The organism is Hyphococcus formosus, assembly GCF_046736345.1.
GTDB lineage: Bacteria > Pseudomonadota > Alphaproteobacteria > Caulobacterales > Parvularculaceae > Hyphococcus > Hyphococcus formosus.
Genome location: NZ_CP157210.1, coordinates 2,288,901 through 2,314,396, shown reverse-complemented (window position 1 = coordinate 2,314,396; position 25,496 = coordinate 2,288,901). Strand labels below are relative to the sequence as shown.

The 25,496-nt window shown below is 53.0% G+C and carries 23 protein-coding genes and 1 riboswitch; of the genes, 16 read left to right on the top strand and 7 right to left on the bottom strand.

Going from position 1 to position 25,496, the window contains the following annotated elements; genetic code table 11:
- Window positions 1–2: 2 nt before the first annotated feature.
- Window positions 3–848: an LD-carboxypeptidase gene (locus ABFZ83_RS10610; RefSeq protein WP_411816526.1), complete on the bottom strand. Its 846-nt coding sequence runs from the start codon at window positions 846–848 to the stop codon at window positions 3–5.
- Window positions 849–906: 58 nt separating this feature from the next.
- Between ABFZ83_RS10610 and ABFZ83_RS10605 the strand changes: the two genes are divergently transcribed.
- The 15 genes from ABFZ83_RS10605 to ABFZ83_RS10535 all read left to right on the top strand — a co-directional run bounded on the left by ABFZ83_RS10605 (window position 907) and on the right by ABFZ83_RS10535 (window position 17,547).
- Window positions 907–2,307: a UDP-N-acetylmuramate--L-alanine ligase gene (locus ABFZ83_RS10605; RefSeq protein WP_411816525.1), complete on the top strand. Its 1,401-nt coding sequence runs from the start codon at window positions 907–909 to the stop codon at window positions 2,305–2,307.
- A 16-nt stretch (window positions 2,308–2,323) separates the two neighbouring features.
- Window positions 2,324–2,995: a GNAT family N-acetyltransferase gene (locus ABFZ83_RS10600; RefSeq protein WP_411816524.1), complete on the top strand. Its 672-nt coding sequence runs from the start codon at window positions 2,324–2,326 to the stop codon at window positions 2,993–2,995.
- Between the two features lie 92 nt (window positions 2,996–3,087).
- Window positions 3,088–4,281, top strand: a complete 1,194-nt coding sequence (gene sucC, locus ABFZ83_RS10595; RefSeq protein WP_411816523.1) for an ADP-forming succinate--CoA ligase subunit beta — start codon at window positions 3,088–3,090, stop codon at window positions 4,279–4,281.
- An 8-nt stretch (window positions 4,282–4,289) separates the two neighbouring features.
- Entirely contained in the window at window positions 4,290–4,715 is a 426-nt protein-coding gene (locus ABFZ83_RS10590; RefSeq protein WP_411816522.1) for an acyl-CoA thioesterase, read from the top strand.
- A gap of 24 nt (window positions 4,716–4,739) precedes the next feature.
- A complete protein-coding gene (locus tag ABFZ83_RS10585) occupies window positions 4,740–5,594 on the top strand; it encodes a 23S rRNA (adenine(2030)-N(6))-methyltransferase RlmJ (RefSeq protein ID WP_411816521.1) in 855 nt (284 codons plus the stop codon).
- A 12-nt stretch (window positions 5,595–5,606) separates the two neighbouring features.
- The gene (locus ABFZ83_RS10580) at window positions 5,607–5,990 is read left to right on the top strand and encodes a cupin domain-containing protein (protein WP_411816520.1); all 384 of its coding nucleotides are present in this window, start codon (window positions 5,607–5,609) and stop codon (window positions 5,988–5,990) included.
- A gap of 392 nt (window positions 5,991–6,382) precedes the next feature.
- Window positions 6,383–7,282 (top strand): succinate--CoA ligase subunit alpha, encoded by a 900-nt coding sequence (gene sucD, locus ABFZ83_RS10575; RefSeq protein WP_411816519.1) that lies wholly within the window; start codon window positions 6,383–6,385, stop codon window positions 7,280–7,282.
- A gap of 99 nt (window positions 7,283–7,381) precedes the next feature.
- The gene (locus ABFZ83_RS10570; protein ID WP_411816518.1) at window positions 7,382–10,360 is read left to right on the top strand and encodes a 2-oxoglutarate dehydrogenase E1 component; all 2,979 of its coding nucleotides are present in this window, start codon (window positions 7,382–7,384) and stop codon (window positions 10,358–10,360) included.
- A gap of 30 nt (window positions 10,361–10,390) precedes the next feature.
- Window positions 10,391–11,908, top strand: coding sequence for a 2-oxoglutarate dehydrogenase complex dihydrolipoyllysine-residue succinyltransferase (gene odhB, locus ABFZ83_RS10565; RefSeq protein ID WP_411816517.1), 1,518 nt, complete (start codon window positions 10,391–10,393; stop codon window positions 11,906–11,908).
- 57 nt (window positions 11,909–11,965) lie between these two features.
- Window positions 11,966–13,369, top strand: a complete 1,404-nt coding sequence (gene lpdA / locus ABFZ83_RS10560; protein WP_411816516.1) for a dihydrolipoyl dehydrogenase — start codon at window positions 11,966–11,968, stop codon at window positions 13,367–13,369.
- A gap of 5 nt (window positions 13,370–13,374) precedes the next feature.
- Window positions 13,375–13,833, top strand: a complete 459-nt coding sequence (locus ABFZ83_RS10555; RefSeq protein ID WP_411816515.1) for an N-acetyltransferase family protein — start codon at window positions 13,375–13,377, stop codon at window positions 13,831–13,833.
- 84 nt (window positions 13,834–13,917) lie between these two features.
- Window positions 13,918–14,517: an exopolysaccharide biosynthesis protein gene (locus ABFZ83_RS10550; RefSeq protein ID WP_411816514.1), complete on the top strand. Its 600-nt coding sequence runs from the start codon at window positions 13,918–13,920 to the stop codon at window positions 14,515–14,517.
- A 64-nt stretch (window positions 14,518–14,581) separates the two neighbouring features.
- On the top strand, window positions 14,582–14,842 hold the full coding sequence (locus ABFZ83_RS10545; RefSeq protein ID WP_411816513.1) for a CBU_0592 family membrane protein: 261 nt from the start codon (window positions 14,582–14,584) through the stop codon (window positions 14,840–14,842).
- Between the two features lie 219 nt (window positions 14,843–15,061).
- Complete coding sequence (locus tag ABFZ83_RS10540; RefSeq protein ID WP_411816512.1) at window positions 15,062–16,894, top strand: peptide MFS transporter; 1,833 nt, start codon at window positions 15,062–15,064, stop codon at window positions 16,892–16,894.
- A gap of 89 nt (window positions 16,895–16,983) precedes the next feature.
- On the top strand, window positions 16,984–17,547 hold the full coding sequence (locus ABFZ83_RS10535; RefSeq protein ID WP_411816511.1) for a cob(I)yrinic acid a,c-diamide adenosyltransferase: 564 nt from the start codon (window positions 16,984–16,986) through the stop codon (window positions 17,545–17,547).
- Here the strand turns inward: ABFZ83_RS10535 and ABFZ83_RS10530 are convergent.
- From ABFZ83_RS10530 to ABFZ83_RS10505, 6 genes are all read right to left on the bottom strand, one after another.
- Window positions 17,544–18,311 (bottom strand): ABC transporter ATP-binding protein, encoded by a 768-nt coding sequence (locus ABFZ83_RS10530; RefSeq protein WP_411816510.1) that lies wholly within the window; start codon window positions 18,309–18,311, stop codon window positions 17,544–17,546. The two genes, ABFZ83_RS10535 and ABFZ83_RS10530, sit on opposite strands and share 4 nt — an antisense overlap.
- Complete coding sequence (locus ABFZ83_RS10525) at window positions 18,308–19,306, bottom strand: FecCD family ABC transporter permease (protein WP_411816509.1); 999 nt, start codon at window positions 19,304–19,306, stop codon at window positions 18,308–18,310. The genes ABFZ83_RS10530 and ABFZ83_RS10525 overlap by 4 nt, the downstream gene beginning before the upstream one ends.
- Complete coding sequence (locus tag ABFZ83_RS10520) at window positions 19,303–20,124, bottom strand: ABC transporter substrate-binding protein (protein ID WP_411816508.1); 822 nt, start codon at window positions 20,122–20,124, stop codon at window positions 19,303–19,305. Before ABFZ83_RS10520 ends, ABFZ83_RS10525 begins: the two co-directional genes overlap by 4 nt.
- Window positions 20,121–21,959, bottom strand: a complete 1,839-nt coding sequence (locus ABFZ83_RS10515) for a TonB-dependent receptor plug domain-containing protein (RefSeq protein WP_411816507.1) — start codon at window positions 21,957–21,959, stop codon at window positions 20,121–20,123. The genes ABFZ83_RS10520 and ABFZ83_RS10515 overlap by 4 nt, the downstream gene beginning before the upstream one ends.
- Before the next feature lie 71 nt (window positions 21,960–22,030).
- Window positions 22,031–22,232, bottom strand: a riboswitch (cobalamin riboswitch).
- Window positions 22,233–22,281: 49 nt separating this feature from the next.
- On the bottom strand, window positions 22,282–22,413 hold the full coding sequence (locus ABFZ83_RS10510) for a hypothetical protein (RefSeq protein ID WP_411816506.1): 132 nt from the start codon (window positions 22,411–22,413) through the stop codon (window positions 22,282–22,284).
- 212 nt (window positions 22,414–22,625) lie between these two features.
- Window positions 22,626–23,984: a M28 family metallopeptidase gene (locus ABFZ83_RS10505; protein ID WP_411816505.1), complete on the bottom strand. Its 1,359-nt coding sequence runs from the start codon at window positions 23,982–23,984 to the stop codon at window positions 22,626–22,628.
- 269 nt (window positions 23,985–24,253) lie between these two features.
- Between ABFZ83_RS10505 and ABFZ83_RS10500 the strand changes: the two genes are divergently transcribed.
- Window positions 24,254–25,411, top strand: a complete 1,158-nt coding sequence (locus ABFZ83_RS10500; protein ID WP_411816504.1) for an OmpA family protein — start codon at window positions 24,254–24,256, stop codon at window positions 25,409–25,411.
- Window positions 25,412–25,496: the final 85 nt, after the last annotated feature.

The window sequence follows — 25,496 nt, the reverse complement described above, 5'->3', positions numbered from 1 at the left end:
GATTATGCGCATAAAGTTGCGCCAAACGGCACGATCTTGTTATCCGCATCATGCCCAATATCGGCCCGACCGAGATAGGGAATGTTTTTCCGCGCGCACCAGTTTTTGATCAATTCCTCATCGCTCTCGCCAAAAGGCCGATCATTTTCGGGAATGTCACTGACCCGGCCAAGTCGGATTCCGGCGGCATTAGCGATTTTTGGATTGCTGGTGATTGTGAACATCGCGCGGTCGATCCGGTAGAGATATTCCGCGACGTCTTCGAGCATGATGACGTGACCGGAAAGGTCGGGCAGCCAATCGGTGCCGCAAAGATGGGCCAGAATGGTGATGTTAAATGCCGCAACCGGTTTGCCGGAGAGGGCATTCGGCTCGATCTCGGATGTGTCGCCACTAACCAGAAATTCCAGCACCCGCTTTATGGCCGTTTCGCCATTATTTCTGGGCAAGTCCGTGGGCATGGGGCCATGCACCGGGTGGCCAATATTCTCTTTATGGAGCCGCGCCAATAAAAAGCCTGCATCGGAATAGCCGATATAGGTTTTTCTGTTCGCATAGTCATTGAGCTTCGTGAAAAGCTGTTCATCGAGCCGAGCGGCACCATAACCGCCCCGGGCAAACCAAACGGCATCAAATTTCGGGTCATTCGCGACGGCTAATAACGCTTCGCTGCGCTCGGTATCGGTTCCCGCGAAATGCCCGCAGGAGAAAAAACACTGGTCGTGGAAATGAAGCCGAACCCTGTCGCCATGCTCTTTTTGGGCGATATCCGCCACATTATCGGCGAGTTCGCGCGATATAGGTCCGCCGGGACAGACGAGGGCAATATGTTTTGTGGCGTTTGTCATCGAATAATTGTTCAGTGCTTACCACTTATTACTTAATTTGCGTTACTGCGATCCGTCTATGAGTGAAACAAAAGACTATTTTTTCTGCGGAATTGGCGGGTCTGGCATGTTGCCGCTTGCCATGATCGTCAATGCCCGTGGGGCCCATGTCGAAGGCTCCGACCGGGCGCTGGATCAAGGGCGTAGCAACGCAAAATTCGACTATTTGCGTGATTTGGGCATTGCCCTTCACCCCCAGGACGGTTCCGGACTTGTCCGCGCCAGCCAGATTTTGGTCGCTTCGGCCGCAGTTGAAGATACTGTGCCTGACGTTGTTGCGGCGAATAAGCTCGGGGCCTCGCGTCTTTCGCGGGCGGCGCTTCTTGCAAAGCTTTTCAATGAATCGCGCCGTCCCATCGGCGTCGCAGGCACGTCTGGCAAATCGACGACCACGGGCATGATCGGCTGGATCCTTCATCACGCGGGCCATTCACCGACCGTGATGAATGGCGCGGTCATGAAGAATTTTGTCACGGATGATGCGTTATTTGCGAGCGCCCTTGTGGGGGACGGTGACGAATTTGTCTCCGAAGTCGATGAAAGCGATGGCTCCATCGCGATGTTCAGTCCCAAAATTGCTGTGCTGAACAATATCTCGCTTGATCATAAAACAATGGACGAGCTGCGCGCGCTCTTTGGCGGTTTTATCGGCCGGTCTGAATTGGCGGTTCTTAATCTCGATAATGACGAGACAGCGCGCCTTGCGAAAAGCCATGAAGGCGGCATGTTGACTTATTCCCTGCGCGACGACAGCGCAGACCTGTTTGCCACCAAAATCAGGCCCCAACCTTTTGGCGTTTCTTTCACGGTTCTCCATAAAGGCAGTGAAAGCGCTGACATATCGCTCAAAATGCCGGGCCGCCATAATGTATCCAACGCGCTCGCGGCAATCGCAGCGGCGCGGGCATGTGGTGTTCCGCTCGCTGATGCGGCGGCGGCGCTGGGCGAATTTCTAGGGGTCCGCCGGCGGCTCGAATTTGTGGGGACGGAAAAAGAAATCACCCTGATCGATGACTTTGGGCATAACCCTGACAAAATTACTGCGAGCCTGAAAACCCTGCACGAGTTCCCCGGGCGCTTGTTGGTTATGTTTCAGCCGCATGGGTTCGGCCCGCTCAAAAAAATGAAGTCCGAATTTATCGAGACTTTTGTCAATAATCTTGGTCCTGATGATGTTTTAATCATGCCCCAGCCTGTCTATTTTGGCGGGACGGTCGACCGCTCGGTCAACAGCGACGACATTGTAAAGGGCGTTAATGATGGTGGTCGCAAAGCGGTTGCACTGCCCGATCGTGACGCCTGCCGGGATTATATCGAAAAACATGTGAAAAGCGGCGACCGTGTTATCATAATGGGCGCGCGGGATGATACGCTGTCAGACTTCGCGCAGTCGATTTTGCAATGGATTGCCGGTCGCTAGAACAGGAGCCGAGAACGTGACGGACCTTGCGAACTGGTCGGCGCGGCCTGTGCCCGATTTGCCCTCCGTTTCCGGACGGTTTGTCCGCATCGAGCCCGCAATCTTCCCTCGTGATGCGGCGGCGCTATTCCCTGCAATTTGCGGTGTGGGCGATAATGATCTCTGGACCTATATTCCGATAGGACCATTCGCATCACCCGATGAACTGTCCAATGGGATGATGACCGTGGGGGCGGATTGGAAAATTCATCTCATTCTCAATGCCCAGACGAACGAACCTCTCGGCACTGCGAGCTATATGCGCATCCGAGAAGAGTTTGGTTCTGCCGAGGTGGGCTGCGTGGTTTTTTCGCGAAAGCTGCAACGGACACCCGGCGCGACCGAAGCCATGTATCTGATGGCGCGGTATATTTTTGAAGACCTCGGTTACCGCCGATATGAATGGAAATGCGATAACGCCAACGAGGCGTCCAAACGCGCAGCCTTTCGATTGGGGTTTCAATTCGAAGGAATATTCCGTCAGGACCAGATCATGAAAGGTCGCAATCGCGACACTGCATGGTTTTCAATGATCGATTCAGAATGGCCCGCGATCGCGGCTGCATTCGAAAAATGGCTCGATCCCGGCAATTTTGACCGGGATGGTCACCAAAAGCAGACCTTAAAAGACATTCGTGCGCGACTTTGATGGCTTTGTGAGCAAATGACCTGTTGTCAGTTGGTGCGGCGTAGTTATAACCCCAAGCCAGATCGATAGTCTTATTTCCTGACGGAGCCCACATGAACATTCACGAATATCAGGCCAAACAAGTCCTCAAGAGCTACGGCGCACCCGTTTCCGAGGGACGCATCGTAACCGACGCTGCTAAAGCAGAAGACGCAGCGAAGGAACTTCCGGGCCCGCTCTATGTCGTGAAGGCGCAAATTCATGCTGGTGGCCGCGGTAAAGGCAAGTTCAAAGAAGAATCAGCCGGCGAAGCGGGCGGTGTCCGTCTTGCCAAGTCGCCTGCGGAAGCTGCGGAATTTGCAAAACAGATGATGGGCGCAACGCTCGTGACAAAGCAGACCGGCGAAGTGGGTAAGCAGGTCAACCGCGTTTATATCGAAAATGGCTCGGATATTGAGACAGAGCTTTACCTTTCTGCGCTCGTAGACCGCGGCACTGGCCGTATCGCATTCATCGCCTCAACCGAAGGCGGTATGAATATCGAAGAAGTCGCAGAAGAGACCCCGGAAAAAATCGTCACGATCAATATCGATCCGGCAACGGGCTGCATGCCGCATCACGCGCGCCGCATCGCCCAGGCGCTCGACCTTTCCGGCCCTGCTGCAAAACAGTGCGGCAAGCTGATCCCGACGCTTTACAAAGCCTTTGTCGAAAAAGACATGAGCATGCTTGAGATCAATCCGCTGATCGTCACCAAGGGCGGCGATCTGCTGGTGCTCGACGCAAAAGTCGGTTTCGATCCGAATGCATTGTTCCGTCACCCGGACATCCTAGAGCTTCGTGACGAGACCGAAGAAGATCCAGCCGAATTGAAAGCATCAGAATTTGACCTTTCTTACGTCAAGCTCGACGGCAATATTGGCTGCATGGTGAACGGCGCTGGTCTTGCCATGGCGACCATGGACATCATCAAGCTTTACGGTGCCGAGCCAGCAAACTTCCTTGATGTTGGTGGCGGCGCGACCAAGGAAAAAGTCACCGAAGCGTTCAAGATCATCACCACTGATCCGGGCGTTAAGGGCATTCTCGTCAATATCTTTGGCGGCATCATGCGTTGTGACATCATTGCCGAGGGCATTGTTGCTGCGGTGAAAGAGGTTGGCCTCGAAGATCCGCTCGTGGTTCGTCTTGAAGGTACGAATGTCGAAAAGGGTAAGGAAATCCTCTCGAATTCAGGCCTCGCCATTACGGCTGCTGACGACCTTGAAGACGCTGCGAAAAAGGTTGTCGCTGCGGTTCAGGGCTAATTCTGTCCATGCAGAACAAAGAAGATTTCGCGCTCCTCCACCCATTGCGTGTGCGGTGGGCGGAGTGCGATGCCCAAGGCATCGTTTTTAACGTCAATTATTTCCTGTTTATCGACGTTGCGATGACCGAATGGCTGCGCGCGCTCGGGATTATGGGTTCCGACACGACCGAATTTTTCACGGTCCATGCAGAAGCGGATTACCGCGCATCGGCCAAATTCGACGACATGCTCGATATTGGCGTGCGCTGCGTTTCCTTTGGTCGCTCGTCTATGACGCTAGTGGCCGGGATCTTCCGCGGCGATCAATTGATGACCGAAGGCAAGATGGTCTACGTTCACGCCCATCCCAAGACGCAGGAACCGTCACCGATTCCTGAAGACTTCATCGAAAAAGTTTTGTCTTTTGAAAAGGTGGCTCCCACACGCGCATAGAGCCATCAGGGGCTGACGCGACGAATGAATTACCGCCACGCATATCACGCCGGCAATCATGCGGATGTTTTAAAACACATCGTGATTGCGCGGGTGATCGATTACCTCAAGCAAAAAGATAAGCCTTTCCGCGTGCTTGACGCACATTCGGGCATTGGTCTTTACGGCCTTGAGAGTACGGAAGCTGAAAAGACATTTGAGTGGCGTGACGGTGTCGGGCGGCTTTTCGCAGCGGATGGTGCGCCCATTCCACTCTCTGACGACGCCGAGCGCATGATTGCGCCGTGGCGCGATGCGGTGCGCTCGGTAAATAATCCGGATACCACAACATTTTATCCGGGATCGCCGGAGATTGCTGATTGGCTGTTGCGACCGGGCGATAAAATCAGCCTGAACGAGCTTCACCCAGTCGATTATGAAACGCTTATTGCGCGTTATGGCGATACGGCGCGGATCAAGATTTCAAATCTCGATGCGACCGCTTTTTTAAAGGCGACATCGCCGCCGCCGGAGCGGCGTGGGCTCATCCTCATTGATCCGCCCTATGAGCTAACGGATGAGGGCGAGCGAGTGGTGCGCATGCTGCGCGAGGGGCTAAAGCGTTTCGCAACGGGAATTTATGGGATCTGGTATCCGGTCACGGGCGACGGCTTGGATCAAAGCCTGCGTGATGCGGTGGCGGCAATGGAATTGAAAACACTGGATGTGCGGCTTGATGTTCGCTCGGTGGAGCGCAATGGCGGTCTGGCAGGGTCGGGAATGCTCGTCATTAATCCCCCATGGCGGCTGGCTGATGAAATGCGCCTTATCATGCCTGAGCTTGCGGACCGGCTTAGTCAGGGGAAGGCTCGCTACAGCATCGACCTGAAAAGCGAATAGCGGGAAGAGTAAATGTCGCAAGTGCCGAAAAAAATAAACCTTCTGGAGGCGTTCGATCAGATTACCGAACATTGGTCTCCTCATATTGCATCATGCGTCAACGGTCAGGATGTGCGTCTCGCCAAGATCGAGGGAGCGTTTGACTGGCACCATCATGACGGCATCGAAGAAGCGTTCTTCGTCCTCAAAGGTGCCTTTGAGATGCATTTTCGCGATGATGACCGGCAATGGATCATCCCGATGAGTGAAGGGGATTTCCTCAAGGTGCCTGCCAATCAGGAGCACAAGCCTGTCGCCGTAGCAGAGTGCTGGATCATGCTGATCGAAAATGCCGGAACGCTAAACACTGGCGAAGAAATCACTGATCGCTCAAAACTCGATTTACCAACGCTTTAGAGCGTAGGCCAAAAAAAAGACCGCGCTGTGCGCGGTCTGAAAGTTGGAGGGGCTTCAAAAGCAAGGAGTGCTTCAAAGCGCGGCCTCTTTGCGCTTGAAATGTTGCACTGCAACGAAGCTTTTGTGACGATTTCGATTCATTTCCTCCCCGCCACTGGGTGGCACAGCGTGCGGGCCATAAGATTTTGACCTAACGGTGCGCGTGCAACGGCTTCGCTCGCGCGTTTTTCGGCGAAGAAAAGTACAAATCTGCGCGATCTCATAGCCGGCGGTTATGTTCTGCGACAAATAATGGTGCGGAAGGCCATTTTTCGTGGGGGTAAGCTGTTGCAGCGTATGGCGTGCGCCTATAAGACCGCCTCAGTAAATGAACCGCCGGAGCCAATTCATCAATGTCTATTCTCATCGACAAAAATACAAAAGTTATTTGCCAAGGTCTCACCGGTAAAACCGGTACGTTCCATACTGAACAGGCGATTGCCTATGGGACGAAAATGGTTGGTGGTGTAACGCCGGGCAAAGGCGGAATGACGTGGGAAGCCGGCGACGCAGCAAGCGGCGCGACCCTGCCGATTTTCGATACGGTTGCCGAGGCGAAAGAAAAAACTGGCGCGGACGCGACGGTGATTTATGTGCCGCCGCCCTTTGCTGCGGATTCAATCCTTGAAGCCATCGCCGCAGAAATCCCGCTTGCGATCTGCATTACCGAAGGCATTCCCGTGCAGGATATGGTCAAGGTTAAGCGCGCGCTTGATGGATCAAAGACGCGCCTTGTTGGCCCGAACTGCCCGGGCGTGATTACGCCGGATGAATGCAAGATCGGCATTATGCCGGGACATATCCACCGTAAAGGCCATGTGGGTGTTATTTCGCGGTCAGGCACGCTTACCTATGAAGCGGTGCATCAGACAACAGCTGCCGGTCTCGGCCAGTCGACTTGTGTCGGTATTGGCGGCGATCCGGTTAAAGGCACCGACTTTATCGAAATTCTAGACATGTTCCTCCATGATGATGACACACATTCAATCATCATGATTGGTGAAATCGGCGGCTCCGCAGAAGCGGAAGCGGCAAAATTCCTGAGCCAGCACAAGATCAAAAAACCAACGGTTGGCTTTATCGCGGGCGTAACCGCACCGCCAGGACGCCGCATGGGGCACGCTGGTGCATTGGTCTCTGGTGCAGATGACACCGCAGAGGCAAAAATCGAAGCGATGAAGAGCGCGGGAATTGCCGTTTCTCCGACCCCGGCGGCTATGGGGCGGACACTTTTGGAAATTCTCAAAAAATAAATGCTTTTATCGTTTATGGGCAGTGTATTTTGATTGAAACCCGCGCAACGTGACGTATCTAAGGGGCTAGCGTAAAACGGCGTAACGACGGATAGGGTAATGGCCAAGGACGGGGAAGTTCCCGCAAACGCGGCTTCTGATAAGCCGGAAACAGAAACAATTCTCTCGGGCTCGAATGCTCGATATCTCGAAGCGCAATACGCTCGTTACAAGGAAGACTCTGGCTCGGTGAGCCAGGAATGGCGAGATTTCTTTGCAAGCGAAGCGGATATTTCCGACGAAATCAAACAGGTTGCTGGCCCCAGCTGGGCTCGCAAGGACTGGCCGCCCCGCGCCAATGGCGAGCTGACAGCCGCGCTTGATGGTGATTGGTCGGCGCTTGAGCCAAAGCTGAAAGAGAAAATCGAAAAGCGCATCGCCGCTGGCCCTGCCGAAGTTGCGTCTTTGGCCGATGTTCGTCAGGCCACCAAGGATTCGCTCCGCGCGTTGATGTTGATCCGGGCTTATCGGATTCGTGGTCATCTTATCGCTGACCTCGATCCGCTCGGGCTTCAGAATAAAACCGTCCATCCCGAACTCGATCCCGCATCGCTCGGTTTTACCGAAGCGGATATGGATCGTCCGATTTTTATCGATAATGTCCTTGGGCTTGAAACAGCGACCCTGCGTCAGATCCTCGACATTCTAAAGCGGACCTATTGCGGCACTTTTGCTGTTGAGTTCATGCATATTACGGATCCGGAGCAAAAAGCCTGGATGCAGCAACGCATCGAAGGTCCGGATAAAGACATTACCTTCACCAGCGAAGGTAAGCGCGCAATCTATCAAAAGCTGGTCGAGGCGGAAGGTTTCGAGAACTTTCTCAACACCAAATATACCGGCACGAAGCGATTTGGTATTGATGGCGGCGAAGCCATGGTGCCTGCGCTGGAGCAGATTATCAAACGCGGTGGCGCGCTTGGCGTAAAAGAAATTGTTATCGGTATGCCGCACCGAGGTCGCCTGAATGTATTGGCGGCGGTGATGGGCAAGCCATATCACCATATCTTCCACGAATTTCAGGGTGGTTCAGTAACCCCGGATGATGTGGGCGGTTCAGGTGACGTTAAATACCACCTCGGCGCGTCTTCCGATCGGGAATTCGATGGCAATAAAGTTCACTTGTCGCTAACGGCGAACCCCTCACATCTTGAGGCGGTGAACCCGGTTGTCCTTGGTAAGGCCCGTTCCAAACAGGACCGGATCGAGCCGCCGGATCTCGATGCTCCGCGTACCCATGTTCTGCCGCTTTTGCTGCATGGTGATGCCGCCTTTGCCGGTCAGGGTATTGTTGCGGAATGTTTTGGTTTTTCAGGGCTGCGCGGCTATCGCGCTGGCGGGACGATCCATTTCATCGTCAATAACCAGATTGGCTTTACGACGAGCCCGAAATTCTCTCGGTCCTCGCCTTATCCGTCCGATGTGGCGAAGATGGTCGAAGCCCCGATCTTCCACGTTAATGGCGACGACCCCGAAGCCGTGGTTTATGCCGCGAAAATCGCAACCGAATTCCGTCAGAAATTCGGCTCCGATGTGGTCATCGACATGTTCTGTTACCGCCGCTTCGGTCACAATGAAGGCGATGAGCCGAGCTTCACCCAGCCGCGGATGTATAAAAAGATCCGTAGCCAGAAAACGACCCGCGAGATCTATGCCAAGCGCTTGATCGACGAAAAGGTTGTTGGCTCGGACGAGGCCGATGACACTCAAGCCAAGTTCCGCAATTTCCTCGACGATGAATTTGCGGCGGCAACAAGTTTCAAGCCGAACAAGGCCGACTGGCTCGATGGTCAGTGGTCAGGTTTCGTGCCGCCCGTCGATGATGATCGGCGCGGTGACACCGCTGTTGCTGTCGATGATTTAAAAGAAATCGGCAATACGCTTACGAGTGCGCCAAAAGGTTTCAATCTGCACCGGACGCTTGGCCGGATTCTCGAACAGAAAAAGAAAATGTTCGACAGCGGCGAAGGAATTGATTGGGCAACGGCTGAGGCGCTTGCTTTTGGTAGCCTCGTCAAAGAAGGCTTTGGTGTACGTCTTTCTGGTCAGGATTGTCGGCGCGGTACATTCTCGCAGCGTCACGCCGTTTTCATCGATCAAGAGACAGAGAAAACCTATACGCCGTTGCGCCATCTGGATGGTGCAAATGCGACATTCGAGGTTCATGATTCGAACCTTTCAGAATTCGCGGTGATGGGTTTTGAGTATGGTTACTCTCTCGCCAATCCGAAGTTTCTCGTTCTTTGGGAAGGCCAGTTTGGCGACTTCGCCAATGGCGCGCAGACTATTATCGATCAATTCATTTCATCCGGTGAACGCAAGTGGCTTCGGATGTGTGGCTTGGTTCTGTTGTTGCCGCATGGCTATGAAGGTCAGGGGCCGGAGCATTCATCGGCGCGCCTTGAGCGCTTCCTTCAGCTTTGTGCGCAAGACAATATGCAGGTTGCGAACTGTACGACGCCTGCGAATTACTTCCATATTCTCCGCCGCCAGATGCGCCGGAACTTCCGCAAGCCTTTGGTGCTGATGACGCCAAAATCACTTCTGCGTCACAAAAAATGCATATCCACGCTTGCTGAAATGAGCGAGGGTTCGTCATTCCACAGAGTGCTTTGGGATGATGCGGAATATAAGCCCGGATCGACGGTCAAGCTCGTTTCCGATGCCAAGATCAAGCGCGTCGTCATGTGCTCCGGTAAGGTCTATTACGATCTCCTTGAGGAGCGCGAAAAGCGCGGCATCGATAATGTCTATTTGTTGCGTGTCGAGCAATTCTATCCGTTCCCGGCGCATTCATTGATCAAGGAACTTCAGCGATTTAAAAACGCAGAGATGATCTGGTGTCAGGAAGAGCCGAAAAATATGGGTGCCTGGTTCTTCATGGACCCGAATATTGAATGGACCCTGGGTCAGATCGACGCCAAGCATAAGCGCGCGCGCTATGTCGGGCGTCCAGCGGCGGCGTCTCCGGCGACGGGACTGATGAGCAAGCATAAACAAGAACTCGAAGAATTTCTGGACGAGGCGCTGTCAATCTAAGACGCGTGGTTCCACAGGAGATAGAAAAGAATGGCTACCGAAATCCGCGTTCCAACGCTTGGTGAGTCCGTTACCGAAGCGACGATTGCGAAATGGATGAAAAGTGAAGGGGAGGCCGTCAGCGCTGATGAGCCTTTGGTCGAACTAGAGACCGATAAGGTTTCGGTCGAAGTGCCGGCCCCGGTCGCTGGAGTCCTTTCGAGTATTTCTGCCCAAGAAGGCGAAACGGTAGAGGTTGACGCGCTGCTAGGTGCAATCGATGCGGCGGGCGCTGCGGCATCGTCGAAACCTGCGCCTGCAGCGAAATCAGAACCAGTGGCCAATGCAGGCGGCGGCGAAGAAATCGAAGTTCGCGTACCAGCCTCTGGCGAGTCGGTGACCGAAGCCGATATTGGCGAATGGTTCAAGAAAGAAGGCGAAACCGTTGAGCGCGATGAGCCAATTGTCAGTCTGGAAACAGACAAAGCGGCGATGGATGTTCCATCTCCTGCGGCAGGTGTGATCAAAAAGATTATGGCGGCCGAAGGCGACACCGTCGAAGTCGATGCGCTTATCGCCATCATTGAGGCAGGCGGTTCTGCGTCTAATGGCGTTGCACCGGCGAGCGAAATTGGCGACGCCAATCGACCATCGCCACGCGCGGCAGCTGCGGCGGGTCATGACGTCTCTGAATCAAGTGACAAGCCGCTTTCGCCTGCGCCGCGCCGTGTGATTGCTGAACGTGGTTTGGACGCAAATGCGATTCAGGGCTCGGGCAAAGATGGCCGGATCACTAAAGCAGATGCCTTGGCGGCGACTGCGAAGCCGGCGCAACAAACGCGCGCGCCGTCTGCGCCACGCGATCTAGGTGATCGCGAAGAGCGAGTAAAAATGTCTCGCCTGCGCCAGACCATTGCACGGCGCTTGAAAGAAGCACAAGACACTGCAGCGATGCTGACGACCTTTAACGACGTCGACATGACAGCCGTCATGGAGCTTCGCAATCAGTACAAAGACCTGTTCGATAAGAAGCACGGAATTAAGCTCGGCTTTATGTCGTTCTTCGTGAAGGCGTGTGTGCACGCACTAAAAGAAGTGCCGGATGTAAACGCGGAAATCGACGGCACCGACATCATCTATAAAGATCATTACGATATCGGTGTAGCCGTCGGAACAGACAAAGGGCTGGTCGTTCCGGTGATCCGTGATGCGGACCTAAAATCAATGGCTGAAATTGAGCTCGAAATCGCCGAATATGGACGCAAGGCGCGTTCCGGCGACCTCAAGCTTGAAGACATGCAGGGCGGAACATTCACCATTTCCAATGGCGGTGTTTACGGGTCGCTGTTGTCGACGCCAATCCTCAATCAGCCGCAATCGGGTATTCTCGGTATGCACCGTATTGAGCAGCGGCCGGTCGCCCGAAATGGTGAAGTTGTCATCCGTCCGATGATGTATCTCGCCATGTCCTATGATCACCGGATCGTCGATGGCAAAGGCGCGGTGACCTTCCTTGTCCGTGTCAAAGAAAACCTCGAAGATCCGCAGCGCTTATTGCTCGATCTTTAATCTCTTGCCGGCGCGGTTTCGCGCCGGTTTTTGCATATAAAATAGTAAGGAATTCAGATGAGCCAATCATTTGACGTCGTAATCATTGGTGCCGGTCCTGGCGGTTACAACGCGGCCATCCGCGCCGGTCAGCTAGGTCTGAAGGCGGCGATCATTGAAAAACGTGACAGCAAAAAACTTGGCGGCACTTGCCTCAATGTCGGGTGTATTCCGTCAAAGGCGCTGCTTCACGCTTCTCAGCTTTACGAAATCGCAGAGAAGGATTTTGCTGGTCTCGGGATCAAGACGACGGGCGTTTCTGTCGATCTCCCGCAGATGCTCAAGCAAAAAGATGATGCGGTCGAAGGCCTGACCAATGGCGTTGAATTTCTTATGAAGAAAAACAAGGTCACGACCTTTTTGGGATCGGGCGAGATCATCGCGCCGGGTAAGGTTTGTGTCACGGGCGACGAAACCGTTGAGCTTGATGCAAAACATATTGTTATTGCGACCGGTTCAGAGGTAACGCCATTGCCGGGCGTTGAGATCGATGAAAAACAAGTCGTCTCGTCTACCGGCGCGTTGGCGCTACCGAAAGTGCCAAAACATCTCGTGGTTATCGGCGGCGGTGTCATCGGCCTTGAGCTTGGTTCCGTTTGGCGTCGGCTCGGCGCGAAAGTAACCGTCGTTGAATTTCTCGATCGTATTTTGCCGACGATGGACGGCGAGGTTTCAAAACAATTCCAGCGGATCCTCAAAAAGCAAGGCGTCGATTTCAAGCTATCGTCAAAGGTAACAGGCGCGAAGAAAAACAAGACGAATGTAAAATTGACGGTCGAACCGGCGGCTGGCGGTGACGTCGAAACGATCACAGCTGATGCTGTATTGGTTGCAATCGGTCGTCGTCCTTACACAGAGAGTTTGGGCCTTGGCAATGTCGGTGTCGAAACCGACAAGCGCGGATTTATTCTAACCAATCACTTCAAAACCAATGTTGATGGCATTTGGGCGATTGGTGATTGCATCCATGGACCAATGCTCGCGCATAAGGCCGAAGACGACGCGGTTGCTTGTATTGAATTGATTGCCGGAAAAGCCGGGCATGTGAATTATGATACAGTGCCGAATGTTGTTTACACCTATCCCGAAGTTGCATCGGTTGGAAAAACGGAAGAGCAACTCAAAGAGGAGGGTGTTTCCTACAAAGCCGGGAAATTCCCGTTCATGGCCAATAGCCGCGCAAAAACTAATCATGAAACAGACGGTTTTGTGAAGGTGCTTGCGGACAGCGAAACCGATCGCGTTCTCGGCGTTCATATTGTTGGCGTCGAAGCGGGCGAGTTAATCGCAGAAGCTGTCAGCGTGATCGAATTTGGCGGCGCATCCGAGGATATTGCGCGGACATGTCATGCGCACCCAACACGTTCCGAAGCCGTTCGGCAGGCAGCCATGGCCGTTGAAGGCTGGACGATGCAGGCCTAGAGGAGATGACCTCTCAGCTTAATATAAAGCGTATCACGGAAGATGATGTTGATACGCTTTATGAGTTGATGAAATCGCTTGCCCAATATGAAGGGCTGGAGAAATTCCTTACTGTCTCGCCCGAAGACCTACGCATATCCGGGTTTGGTAAAGAACCGTCCTGGAGCGGATTATTTGCGTATCTTGACGATAAAGTCATTGGTTATGCGACCTATGCGTATGCGTTTCATATGTGGAGCGGGACACAGCGCATAAATCTGGATGATCTCTTCGTTTCGGCGGAATATCGTGGCCACGGTGCGGGCGAAGCGCTGATGCGTGCGGTTTTTGAGATTGCGCAATCGCAGTCAATGCAGGTCAGTTGGACAGTCCGCCCAGACAATTCCAAAGCTATTAAGTTTTACAAGCGCTTGGGTGCAAACTATAGCAATATCGGAAAATGCACCTGGTCGCCGGAACAATAGCGCAACCAGCACGCATTATTCTTGCGCGTTTCAACAGAAAGCGAAATATTCGGAACCTTGGACGGCGAGAGATGTTCTCGGTCCATGGTAGAAACTAAAGGAAGTCATGACGAGCGCGATGCACCGCTTGAATCGATCGTCGATAGCGCAATCGATTCATCGGACGATGGCTGTGTAACCTTCCGAGATGTTTTTACCGCGTGGGACGACCGAAGCTATGGGCCGCTATTCATTATCCTCGGCATTATCGGCGGTACACCTTTAGCGGCTGTCCCCGGAGCTGCGGCAATTGTTGGTGTAATGATTGTCATACTTTCTGTTCAAATGGTGGCGGGTAAGGCGCACCCCTGGCTACCCGGATTGCTCCTTGATCGGTCGGTGAAGGAAGATCAGTTGCGTGACTTGCGCGGCCGGCTTTCCCCCATGCTGCGCTTTATCGATCACCTCATCACCGAGCGGTTGAACTGGGCGACCGGCGACATTATGCGACGGGTCGCGGCGGGTATTGTCACGCTGCTCGGCGTTGCGATGATCCCATTTGATGCCATACCATTTGCCGTCGCGGCACCTTCCTGGGCAGTTGTATTGTTCGGGGTGGCAATTACCGCGCGCGATGGCTTGGTCATGTTGATTGCGGTGATTGCTTTCGTCGCGATTCTGCAACTTGGCTTCCAACTGCTCTGACGCCGAGGTTGCACAAATCTGTGTGCACTCTCGACAATCGCGCAATTTCCGATAAACAAACGCAATGCAGCTATCTGTTCCAGATTTTGTCGGGTTTGTTGGGGTTGCCCTCGTTGTTGGTACCTACTTTCTGTCTCAAATGGGGCGGATGGATGTCAGGCGTCCTCTTTACCCAGCGCTCAATGGTATCGGCGCAGTCCTGATCCTTTTTTCACTCGCGAATACTTTCAATGCTGCCTCCTTTGTTATTGAGTTGTTTTGGCTGGCAATCTCAGTGACGGGCTTCATTCGCGCGGTCACGGCGAAGTCCTCTTCCGGCAGATAAATCTCTTCTGAACTTCTCAGCTAAGAAATTTTCGGCCATGAATGCGGTAGTGCACGCGGTAATCGTTCAACTGGCATCACGGGTCTAACGGCTGGATTTTCCGCTCATTTTTAGCCTATTGTGTCCCTCAATGCGTGTCCGGAGGGGACAACGCAGGGGGTAAATAAATGTCAGCTCCGCTCGGTTTTTGCCGATCCGGAAGCTGCGCAAGGAGCATTTATGAACGATTCAGCCGCTACGGGGGCCATACCTCCCGGCGAAAAAACGATATTGGGCCATCCGCGGGGCCTGTTCATTCTGTTTTTCACGGAGATGTGGGAACGGTTTTCCTATTACGGCATGCGAGGATTGCTGGTTCTTTATTTGACCCAGCATTTTCTTTTTTCGGATGAGCGCTCTGCGGTCATGTATGGCGCCTATACGGCGCTGGTCTATGTGATGACGATTATTGGCGGGTCTCTGGCTGATAAATATCTCGGGCAGCGAAAAGCGGTTACCTATGGCGCGATCCTTCTGGTGATGGGCCACGGATTGATGGCTTTTGAAGGGAGTGGTTCGAAAGAAATTTTGACCTATGAAGGTCAGGAATATCAAATCGCCCTCGATGGGCGCGGCGGTGATGCACCGCAGATTATTATCTCCGACAGCGGACAATCCGTAATTACCTTTAGCGATGGCGCTAAAGAGATGTTGATTGAACAGCCTGATGTTGTTGGCTTACCGGCGACTATTCCGACCGACGCCTATGAAACACGGATCGAGAAACAGGACATCTTCGTCAATACACTCTATCTGGCGCTTGCCTTGATTATCGCCGGTGTTGGTTTCCTTAAAGCGAATATCTCAACAATTGTTGGGGCTCTTTACGATCTGGGCGATACTCGCCGGGATTCCGGCTTTACGATCTTTTATATGGGGATCAATCTCGGCTCGCTTCTTTCGTCCCTGACGGTCGGTATCATTGGTATCGTTTATGGCTGGAAATGGGGCTTTGGTCTCGCAGGTATCGGCATGCTCGCCGGTCTTTTGACGTTCCTTTTCTTCCAGCCTTGGCTCGAAGGTCGCGCTGATCCGCCTAGCTATGAAAAGCTGAAAGAAAAGGTCCTTGGTCCGATCAATGTTGAATGGGCTTGTTATCTCACCGGCTTAGGGATTGTGATTTTTGCAATGCTGACGGTGATGAATGCGCATTTGATCGAAGAATGGTTCGTCGGTCTTTTGGGTATTCTGATCTTTGTGTTCCTTGTCGGTTACGCGGTTTCGCGGCTCAAAGGAACTGAACGCGACCGGATGCTGGCAGCGATCTATTTTATTCTCGCACAGATCCCGTTCTGGGCATTGTTCGAGCAGGCTGGATCGTCGCTGACCCTGTTTACGGATCGCTTGGTAGACCGAACCATGTTTGGCATTTCCGTGCCGACACCGGTATTCCAGTTCCTGAATGCGGGCTATATCGTCGTCTTCGCACCGATCTTTGCGTGGATGTGGATGGCTCTTGCAAGACGCAAGATGGAACCATCAGCGCCGGTTAAATTTGCGTTTGGTGTTTTCCTTGCGGGGCTGGGCTTCTTGTCACTCGTTGGCGGCATTGCGGCTTCTGGGTCTGGCGTTGCCATGACGGCGGTTTATTTCATCTTCCTGATCTATTGGATTCATACAATGGGTGAGTTGATGGTATCGCCTGTAGGCCTTTCGCAGGTGACGAAACTGGCTCCCGCACGTGCGGTCGGCATGAGTATGGGGGCATGGTTCCTCTATTCCGGTCTGTCGAACTATCTCGCTGGTGTGATCGCCCGGGCAACGGGCGCTGAAACCATCGGTGGTCAGCTCACGGATATTGCGGCGGCCAAGGCAACCTATGTCGAGGTCTATACGAATGTGGCCTATGTCGCGATGGGCGTAGGCGTGTTCATGTTGCTGCTATCACCCATTATCAAAAAGCTTATGCATATTGATACGATGGGTGATCCGTCACATGCGCTCGCTGGCGAGGCGCAAGCCGGACAACCCATGGAAGGCGGTATGCATCCGCCCGAAAAAACGGGCGCTTAATAGGCCCGACCTCAATTATTGGAAAAGCGCCTGGTTATCGCCGGGCGCTTTTTTGTTGTATGGTTCGCAAAAATAATACGGTGATGAAAATGGCAAACCGACTAACGAAAATCGTAACGCGCGGCGGCGATAAAGGCGAAACATCCTTAGGGGATGGGACGCGGGTCCCCAAGGATGATGCCCGCATCAATCTCTTGGGAGAGGTCGATGAATTGAACAGTTGGGTCGGGGTGGTTATTGCCCACCTTGCGGTCGGTGATTTGGCAAAATTATTCGAAGAAGTGCAGCATGACCTATTTGATTTAGGGGGCGCGCTTTGTTTTCCGGGGACGGAGCTTTTGTCCGCGGCCCATGTCGCGCGATTAGATGAGGCTGCTGAGCGTTTGAACAAAGACCTGCCGCCATTAAAAGAATTTATTCTGCCGGGCGGTGCGCCGGTTCTTGGGTTTTGCCATGTTGCCCGCACGACCTGTCGTCGTGTGGAACGTTCAATGACGACTTTTTTCCGAGATGAACCGGCGGCGAAACACGCGGTTCAATATCTAAACCGGCTGTCGGATGTTCTTTTTGTCATTGCGCGGGTCGAGGCCAAGATTATCGGCGCTAAAGAAGTCTATTGGCAGAAAGAAAAGTCGGCCTCAAAATCGGATTAAGTGGTCAATGGCAATAGACCATTGATAACCCCATTTGAATCCATGATTGGTGTGACGCCGAATACGGTTTCGATCAATTCGGGTGACAGTTTTGTCGACGGGTTATCGCCAGTCACCCTGCCATCAGCCAAAATAATGATCCGCGTACAATAGCGCGAGGCAAGCGGTAGTTCATGCAATGCGGCGATGATTGTATGACCCGCATCGGCTTTACCGCGTAGCATGCGCATCACCGACAGCTGATGCGCCGGGTCCAGGGCGGCAATCGGTTCATCCGCAAGGATAAGCGGTGTCTCAGTGGCTAATGTTCGCGCGAGGTGTATGCGGGCGCGCTCGCCACCGGATAATTCCGCAACCGGACGATCAGCAAGCGATTCTGCGCCTGCGTCTTTCAGGGCGTTCGCGACCGCCGCCTGATCGCGGTCATCGAGTTTTAAGGGGCTGCCATAAGCAAAGCGTCCGAGTGCTACAATATCCCGCGCCAGCATTGACCAGTAAACTGGCCGAGCTTGCGGCAGATACGAAATATGTTGGGCGCGCTCAATGGGCGAATAAAAATCAACCGGTTTACCCTTTATCCGGCAATAACCAGAATCGATCGCCGCAAGGCCTGCAATTGCCCGTAGCAACGTCGATTTACCGGCACCATTCGGCCCGACGAGACCGATAAATTCATTCGTGCCCGCTCGAAAGCTGACATCGTGAAGAACAGATGTCCCGCCCAACGATATGTGTAGCGATTTGACATCAAGAATATCGGTCATGACGCTATCCGCTTGCTGGTGATCGCCACCCAAACAAACCCCGGTGCCCCAATGAGGGCGGCGGCAACGCCTAATTTCAATTCCTGATCAAACGGAAGTATGCGGATTAATAGATCGGCCCCGGTTAAGATTGCGCCGCCTAATATGGCGCTCGGCAAAATGACCCTGGCTGGGTTATGCCCAGAGAAAGCGCGCACAATATGCGGTGCCACTATGCCGACAAAGCCGATAGCGCCAGCAATTGCGACGCTCGCGCCAACAAGGGCGGACGCCCCGCCAATGACGAAAAGACGGGTGCGCTTTAAATTTGCGCCGATGCTGGCCGCTGTTTCTTCGCCTAAGGTGAGAGCCGAAAGACCGGGACCGCTCACTAACAAAAGGAAAAGGCCAAATGCGGCGAACGGCATGACCAAGAAAATATCTCGAAAGCTCCGATTGGAAACCGTGCCGAATAGCCAGTTCATCAAATCGCTAAGGGCAAATGGATTCGGGGCCAAATTCATCGCAAGAGAAATCAATGCCCCGCTTAGGGATGAGATGCCAACGCCGATCAAAATCAATCGCGCCGTAGAAACGCGCCCTGCGCCGAGCGCATATAAAATCGAGGTTGCGATTGTTGCGAACAATATCGCAGCGAATGGCGTTACCCAAAAGGCAAAAGCGGCGATGTTAAAATAGATTGCAACGACTGCCCCCAAAGCAGCGGCAGCGGAAACCCCCAAAACGCCGGGATCGGCCAATGGGTTGCGTAATAGCCCCTGAAGTCCCGCACCCGCTGCACCCAAACATGCGCCGGCAAGCCATGCTGCGAGTGCGCGGGGTAATCTTATCTCGCGCACGATCGCGGAAACGGCACCATTATCACTGAACAGACCAGATAGCGATTCGCCAATGCCAATATCGACTGGCCCAATAAAGAGTGATAACGCAATCAGGACGGCGCTAAGGCTCGACAGCATTACCAATAACAAATTTGCGGCCACATAATTTTTCATGGCGAGTGCTCCGCAATTGCGTCGGCGATTTTTTCAGATGCTTCTACGGCGAACCATGCCGGGCAGGAGATCAAATCCGGTGAGAGGCTAACATGCGGAATCGTTTCAATGGTCGATGTGATGGCCGGGTGTCGCGCTGCCGACCAATGATTGATACCTTCATCACGCGATTGAAAAAAACCGGCGACGATAAATTCTGGCGGATCAAGCAATAACGCCTCGGCAGATAAGGGCGGATAGTAGTGTAATCCGCGCTCTGCGGTTTTGTTGCGCGCCCCTGCGGCGGCGATAATTGCGTCTATCATTGTGCCGCTGCCCGCGGTGACCCCGCCCGGCGTTACATAGAGCGCCGAAACATTTTTTTCGTGCTCAATCAAAGCCAGTCGCGCGCGGAGGTTTTTAATCACCTCTTCGCCGCGATCGGTTTGTTCCAATGCGGTTGCCACCATCCGAATGTTATCGATGACATCATCAAAGCTCGACGCGGGGCGTAGCGTAATAACTTCTGCGCCGAATGCACTGAAAGCTGCTTCCGCATTCGCCCCACCACCCCATTGACGAATAACTATTTGCGGCTCAAGCGCAAAAACTTCTTCGCGGGTAGGGCGGACGCGGCTGTGTTTTTTCGCCGCGATCCGCATATAGGAATAGTCTTTATCTGCGCCGCGCGAGACCGCTAATATTTGATCATCGTCGGCGAGTTTAAGGACATATTGATCCGCACAATAATCAAGAGAGACCGCGTCGGGTTTCGCGTCGGCAGTTTTCAAAACCGCCAACGCCAGAAAAAAGCCCAACGCGGACACCCGTCTGATCATAGGCGAACTCGTAACCCGCCAAAGCCGGAAATGCCAGCTTCGCCATAACCTGAGACATCTTCGTACTCTGTGTCAGTCAGATTTTCGATACGTCCATAGATCTCGATTTTTTCGCTTAGTGCATAGGCGGCGCGTAAATCGATACGAATGAAGTCGTCATTGCCGACAGGGAAATCCGCTTCCGGCCCGTTATAAAGAATGCTGGTCGACAGGTTTAAGCTTTGAACAGGGGCGTAGCTGATCGTGGCCACAGCTTTGTGCTTTGGCTGCCGTAAAAGTGGTAAATCAGTGTCGAGATCAACAGCATCGGTGAATGTATAAGATGCCCGCGCAGATAAATTTTCATGCAGAGAAAAGTCTGCAACTGTTTCGACACCGCGAGCGCGCGCCCGATCAATATTGAAATAGCCGCTCCCGGCAAAATCAAAATCGATTTGATCTTTCACACGGGTCTGGAAAAAGGTTGTAGAAAACCGATGCGCCCCAATCAGTTTTTCAATGCCGAAATCGAAACCATTTGCCTTTTCGGGCCGCAGGTCAGGATTAGGCACCGTGCCGAATTGATCGTAATTGAGTTCGAATAGGCTAGGCGCACGGAAACCTTGCCCCCAACTGGCGCGGAGGAAAAGGTTTTCGCTCGCTTCTAAAACGGCTGCGATGCGGGCCGTGGTTGCGCCATCGAAATTTGAAAACTCATCGCGGCGCGCACCAGCGGACAGGGTTAAAACCTCGCTTGGTTTCGCTTCGATCATTGCGAATACAGCGCCCGCCGTCGCAGATTCGTCAACGCCAGAGACGACAACTGAACTGCGTTCAATTTCGCCGCCGCCGATGATTCTAATGCTTTCACTCACCGATAGCGCGCCAAGATAGTCAGCAGAAAGACGATCGCCATCAGCGGAATAGGTTTCAAACCCGTTATTCAGGTTCACGCGGTCGATATCGCTATAGGATACAGTCAGCGTGCCATTATAATGATTAGTTACCTGTTTCAGTCGGCCAGCAACGGCAAACTCGGTCGTGTCTTCAATGTCGTCTGTATCGCCAAAGGAAAAATCAGGCGGAGCGTAACCGTCGATTTCTGCATGGCTGTCGCTATAGCGCCCAATCAACTCGGCCTGCCAGTCATTGCCAAGCTTTATGCCGCCAGAAAATGACGCAGAGATGTTGCGGTATCCATCCTGTTCCGTGCCGACCGATGCCCGTGAGATGCCGTCCGTTCGTGTGCCCGATACGGTCAGACGACCATAAGCGTTGTCATCGCTCAATAGCGCTGTTGCGCCGCCGCGAATTGTCCCGCGCGACCCGCCCTCAAGATAGGCGCTCGTGCCCGTACGATCCTTCTTGGTGGTAATCGCAATAACACCCCCAATTGCATCGGCACCATAGAGCAAGCTTTGTGGGCCATGCAGAACTTCGATACGTGCTATGTCCGCGACATCAACATTGGCAAAATTAAAACCACCCTGAGGCGCGCTTGGGTCATTGACTACGATACCGTCAATCATGACCAAGGTTTGCCCGCTGGCAGCACCGCGAATTCGCGCCGCCGTGGCGGCACCCGGGCCGCCATTACGCGCAATCTCGACCCCGGCCGTATCGCGCAGGGCTTCCGCCGCAAAGTTATATTGATTGTCGAGAATGTCTTGCGCGCTGATAACCGAAACAGTTGATCCGACCTCTGATAGTGACGTCGGTACCCGTGTTGCGGTGACGACGATGTCATCATCAAGCCGATCAAAAGGTGCGGATTGCGCTTGGGCGCTGCCGATGATCGAGCCTGAAAGGAAAAACGAGAAAATAGATAAAGTGGTAGACGAATAGAATTTAGTCACTGGCGACTCTCCGTTAAATGTTTGGATGTCGCCACGACGGATTGACCGCTCGACTGACTATTCCCGGTCAGGCGAGAGACGACGTCGACGGCAGGTCTCCTGACTTCGCGGATCGCTGGTTTCTTGCTGCCTTACCGGGACGGCAATTGCCGAGTTTCCCAGTGGCGTAGATGCAAGACGCCTAGCCGCTTACAGTTGCGGGCACAGCTGCGGATTCACACCGCATTCCCTATTCTCCCTCGTTAAGAGGGCACCGTCTGATTCTGGTGGATAAAACACCCCCCGATAGAGCGCAAGCTTTACCGGGGGGAAGAAGAGAAGTTTATTCGGCGATGTCTGATGCTTCTTTAGAAACTTCGATCATCGGTACATCGTATAGATTGAAATATTCAACGATGGACACGACCCCGAGAGCCGCAAGCACGAGAATAATCAGCCAGAGAATTGCTTTCATTTGGACACCCCACGTTTCAATTCTGGTTTCCCCGCTGAGGAGCCTAACTGACGAATAACTATATTTCTACAGAAAACATTACTTTGTGGTCATGAAGTTTTTTTGTCGCTCGAAATGTTTTCGCAGATAGGTTGAAAGCGTTGTGATAATTTCTCTTTGTGCTGTTGAATTTTTGTGCGCATCGAAATCATGCTGCGATTGCGAATTCACCTCTATTCACCAAAGCTTCCCATGGGGCCCGGAAATACGACTGGGCTTTCAGCACCGTCTTCCGAAATCGACGAAACGCCAAAGAAATAATTGTCGATGACAATGTTTTCCAATGTGAATTCAGAAACATCGCCGACATCAATGCTGTTGGTCCATTGTGGCGCGTCAGTCAGACGCCAATGGATACGATAGCCTGCTAAATTGCGTGCCTTTCGTCCGCTCGGCCGGTCCCATGATAAGGTCGTTGACGGTTGTACAGCGCCTTCAATTTCGACATTTGCGGGAAAAGGCGGGGCTGATGCCATCGCCGCCAGTGCAACAACATTCAATGATGTCAGTTTGCGAGCGTAATCAAAATTTACGCCCTCAATGACATCACCATATTCAATACCGTCCTCAGTGCGCAGATCTTGATGTTGTCGCACATAATTTTCGTGTGTCTCCATGATGCGTACACCGGGCATACCGGCTTCGTTAAACGGGCGATGGTGCCCGCCACGCGAGAAACGATCGAGGCGATACACCATCATGATGTCGAGGTTTGGAATATATTCATCCGCAAGGCGATCAATATATCGTGCGAGGTTTCTGGACGGCGAGTCGACCTCGCCACCGGAAAAGCGGCGTATGCGGGCCTCGTCTTCTGTCTCTACAAATCGCGTCCCTTCGGAAAAGACACGGGCGGTCGAATTATCGATAACACCATCAATTCCTTCAATATTTCCGATCATGTCATTATTGAGCACTGCCTTTACCCGCCAGCCGTTTTGTTGGGCGTAACGGGCCAGGATTTTGCCGCCGAAAAGGCCTTGTTCCTCGCCGGATAACCCTGCGTAGACGATTGTGCCGGCGAACTTTTCTTTCGAGAGCACGCGCGCCGCTTCGAGGACGCCTGCTAATCCGGACGCATTATCATTCGCGCCGGGACTATCGTCGTCTTTATTCATAGGGTCGCTCACACGGGAATCGATATCCCCGCTCATCATCACAACACGATCAGGGTCCAGGGTGCCGCGTTGCACCGCAATAACGTTGACGACTTCTGTCCGGTTGGGAATTCGCGTTTCGCCTTCGACAAAGTCACTCACATAAAAAACGTCGAGGCAGCCGCCGCAATCATCAGAGATCGAGTCAAATTCGGCTTTTACCCAACGCCGCGCAGCACCAATGCCGCGGCTCTCTGATTCTGTTTCCGATAAAGTGTGCCGTGTTCCGAAGGCGACAAGCTTTTTTATATCGCTTTCGATACGATCAGCGGAAACATCCGCTTGTAACTTATGTAAAAGTCGGTCGTTTTCGCCTTCAGAAGCGAAACTTATCCCCGGCGTCAAAAGAGCCAATGCGATCAATGCGTAACGCATAAAATCTTTCCTTTTCTGGAACTCATCTCAATAAAAACTGTTGCTCTGCAGCAACCCTGTTATAGGAAAACGCAGCTAAGCCTCTAGGCAACGATGCGTTGTTGCAACATCATTAAGACGATATTAAGCATAAAGGGTAAATTCGTCATATTCGCACTATATTTCGGGCTTAATAGAAGCTACGGAATGCGTGAAATTCACCGGAAGCCGGCCCCGAATTAGCGTTGGGCTTTGGCGGTTTATCTTTTGTCCACCTGAGGAGGGGAACGATGAAACTCAAGACGACACTATTTGCGGCCGCGGCCACATTGGTCATTGCGCCAGCCGCTCATGCCTACGAAGGCCTTTATGGCGCGATCGGCGCCGGCTTGAGCTATCTGGGCAACGGTAAAGACCTCACCAACGACCAGTCCGGTGGTGGCGGTGCTTTCGCGTTTGACTCAGACGCAGAATATGATCCAGGCATCGGTGTCTACACAACGCTCGGCTATTCATATGCGAACAACCTCCGCACAGAGCTTGAGCTTTCTTACCGCAACAATGAAATCGACTCGATCGATCCAGATGGTGCTGGTTTCTCCGGTTGGCCAGCTGGCACAGTAAGCGGTGACACAACATCAATGGCTGTTATGGGTAACGTGCTTCTCGACCTCGGTCGTGGTGGCTTTGCTCCTTATGTCGGTGTCGGTGTCGGTGTGGCAAACATCGATCATGACATTGTCGGCACGAACACTTCTGGCGCACCAATCTCACCTTTGGCGATTGCTTACGGTTCAGACCGCTGGGCGCTCGCATATCAGGGTATTGCTGGTGTAGCATTTGAACTTTCTGAAGGTCTCGCACTCGACCTTTCATATCGCTATTTCGCAACCAAGAAGCGTTCTTACGCAGGTACGCTGGGCGGTGTTCCAGCTGCGTTCGAAGCTGCATATGACTCACACAGCCTGTTTGCTGGTCTTCGCTGGAACTTCGGTTCATCAGCGGCACCGGTTGCTGCTCCTCAGTACAAAGACTGCTGGGATGGCTCAAGCGTACCGGTATCGGCTTCATGCCCACCACAAATGGTTGACGAAACTGACGTTGATCTCGATCCGATCAACTTCACCGTTTACTTCGACTACGATAAATCAAACCTGACACCACAGGCAAATACGCTGATCCAAGAAGCGGCTGCTCGTGCACTTGAGAACGACATCGAAACGGTTGTTGTTTCAGGTAACACTGATACGTCAGGTAGCTCTGCTTACAACCAGGCGCTTTCTGAGCGTCGTGCCCGTGCGGTACGTGACGGCCTTGTCGCAAACGGTGTTTCACCAGACGCGATCCGGATTGAAGCATATGGTGAAACGAACCTCGCAAAACCAACTGCGGATGGTGTTCGTGAGCCGCTCAACCGTCGTTCAGACGTTGTGATTTCGTTCGAATAAGAACGAAAACTACGAATTAAGAAACCGGCGCAGTGCAAACTGCGCCGGTTTTTTTATGGGCGGAATGTATGTGGGCTTGGCGTCC

Excerpts from the sequence above, each read along its gene's own strand:
- ABFZ83_RS10610 (WP_411816526.1), bottom strand. The coding sequence starts at position 848 with ATGACAAACGCCACAAAACATATTGCCCTCGTCTGTCCCGGCGGACCT.
- ABFZ83_RS10605 (WP_411816525.1), top strand. The coding sequence starts at position 907 with ATGAGTGAAACAAAAGACTATTTTTTCTGCGGAATTGGCGGGTCTGGC.
- sucC (WP_411816523.1), top strand. The coding sequence starts at position 3,088 with ATGAACATTCACGAATATCAGGCCAAACAAGTCCTCAAGAGCTACGGC.
- ABFZ83_RS10590 (WP_411816522.1), top strand. The coding sequence starts at position 4,290 with ATGCAGAACAAAGAAGATTTCGCGCTCCTCCACCCATTGCGTGTGCGG.
- ABFZ83_RS10585 (WP_411816521.1), top strand. The coding sequence starts at position 4,740 with ATGAATTACCGCCACGCATATCACGCCGGCAATCATGCGGATGTTTTA.
- ABFZ83_RS10580 (WP_411816520.1), top strand. The coding sequence starts at position 5,607 with ATGTCGCAAGTGCCGAAAAAAATAAACCTTCTGGAGGCGTTCGATCAG.
- sucD (WP_411816519.1), top strand. The coding sequence starts at position 6,383 with ATGTCTATTCTCATCGACAAAAATACAAAAGTTATTTGCCAAGGTCTC.
- ABFZ83_RS10570 (WP_411816518.1), top strand. The coding sequence starts at position 7,382 with ATGGCCAAGGACGGGGAAGTTCCCGCAAACGCGGCTTCTGATAAGCCG.
- odhB (WP_411816517.1), top strand. The coding sequence starts at position 10,391 with ATGGCTACCGAAATCCGCGTTCCAACGCTTGGTGAGTCCGTTACCGAA.
- lpdA (WP_411816516.1), top strand. The coding sequence starts at position 11,966 with ATGAGCCAATCATTTGACGTCGTAATCATTGGTGCCGGTCCTGGCGGT.
- ABFZ83_RS10555 (WP_411816515.1), top strand. The coding sequence starts at position 13,375 with ATGACCTCTCAGCTTAATATAAAGCGTATCACGGAAGATGATGTTGAT.
- ABFZ83_RS10550 (WP_411816514.1), top strand. The coding sequence starts at position 13,918 with ATGGTAGAAACTAAAGGAAGTCATGACGAGCGCGATGCACCGCTTGAA.
- ABFZ83_RS10545 (WP_411816513.1), top strand. The coding sequence starts at position 14,582 with ATGCAGCTATCTGTTCCAGATTTTGTCGGGTTTGTTGGGGTTGCCCTC.
- ABFZ83_RS10540 (WP_411816512.1), top strand. The coding sequence starts at position 15,062 with ATGAACGATTCAGCCGCTACGGGGGCCATACCTCCCGGCGAAAAAACG.
- ABFZ83_RS10535 (WP_411816511.1), top strand. The coding sequence starts at position 16,984 with ATGGCAAACCGACTAACGAAAATCGTAACGCGCGGCGGCGATAAAGGC.
- ABFZ83_RS10530 (WP_411816510.1), bottom strand. The coding sequence starts at position 18,311 with ATGACCGATATTCTTGATGTCAAATCGCTACACATATCGTTGGGCGGG.
- ABFZ83_RS10525 (WP_411816509.1), bottom strand. The coding sequence starts at position 19,306 with ATGAAAAATTATGTGGCCGCAAATTTGTTATTGGTAATGCTGTCGAGC.
- ABFZ83_RS10520 (WP_411816508.1), bottom strand. The coding sequence starts at position 20,124 with ATGATCAGACGGGTGTCCGCGTTGGGCTTTTTTCTGGCGTTGGCGGTT.
- ABFZ83_RS10510 (WP_411816506.1), bottom strand. The coding sequence starts at position 22,413 with ATGAAAGCAATTCTCTGGCTGATTATTCTCGTGCTTGCGGCTCTCGGG.
- ABFZ83_RS10505 (WP_411816505.1), bottom strand. The coding sequence starts at position 23,984 with ATGCGTTACGCATTGATCGCATTGGCTCTTTTGACGCCGGGGATAAGT.
- ABFZ83_RS10500 (WP_411816504.1), top strand. The coding sequence starts at position 24,254 with ATGAAACTCAAGACGACACTATTTGCGGCCGCGGCCACATTGGTCATT.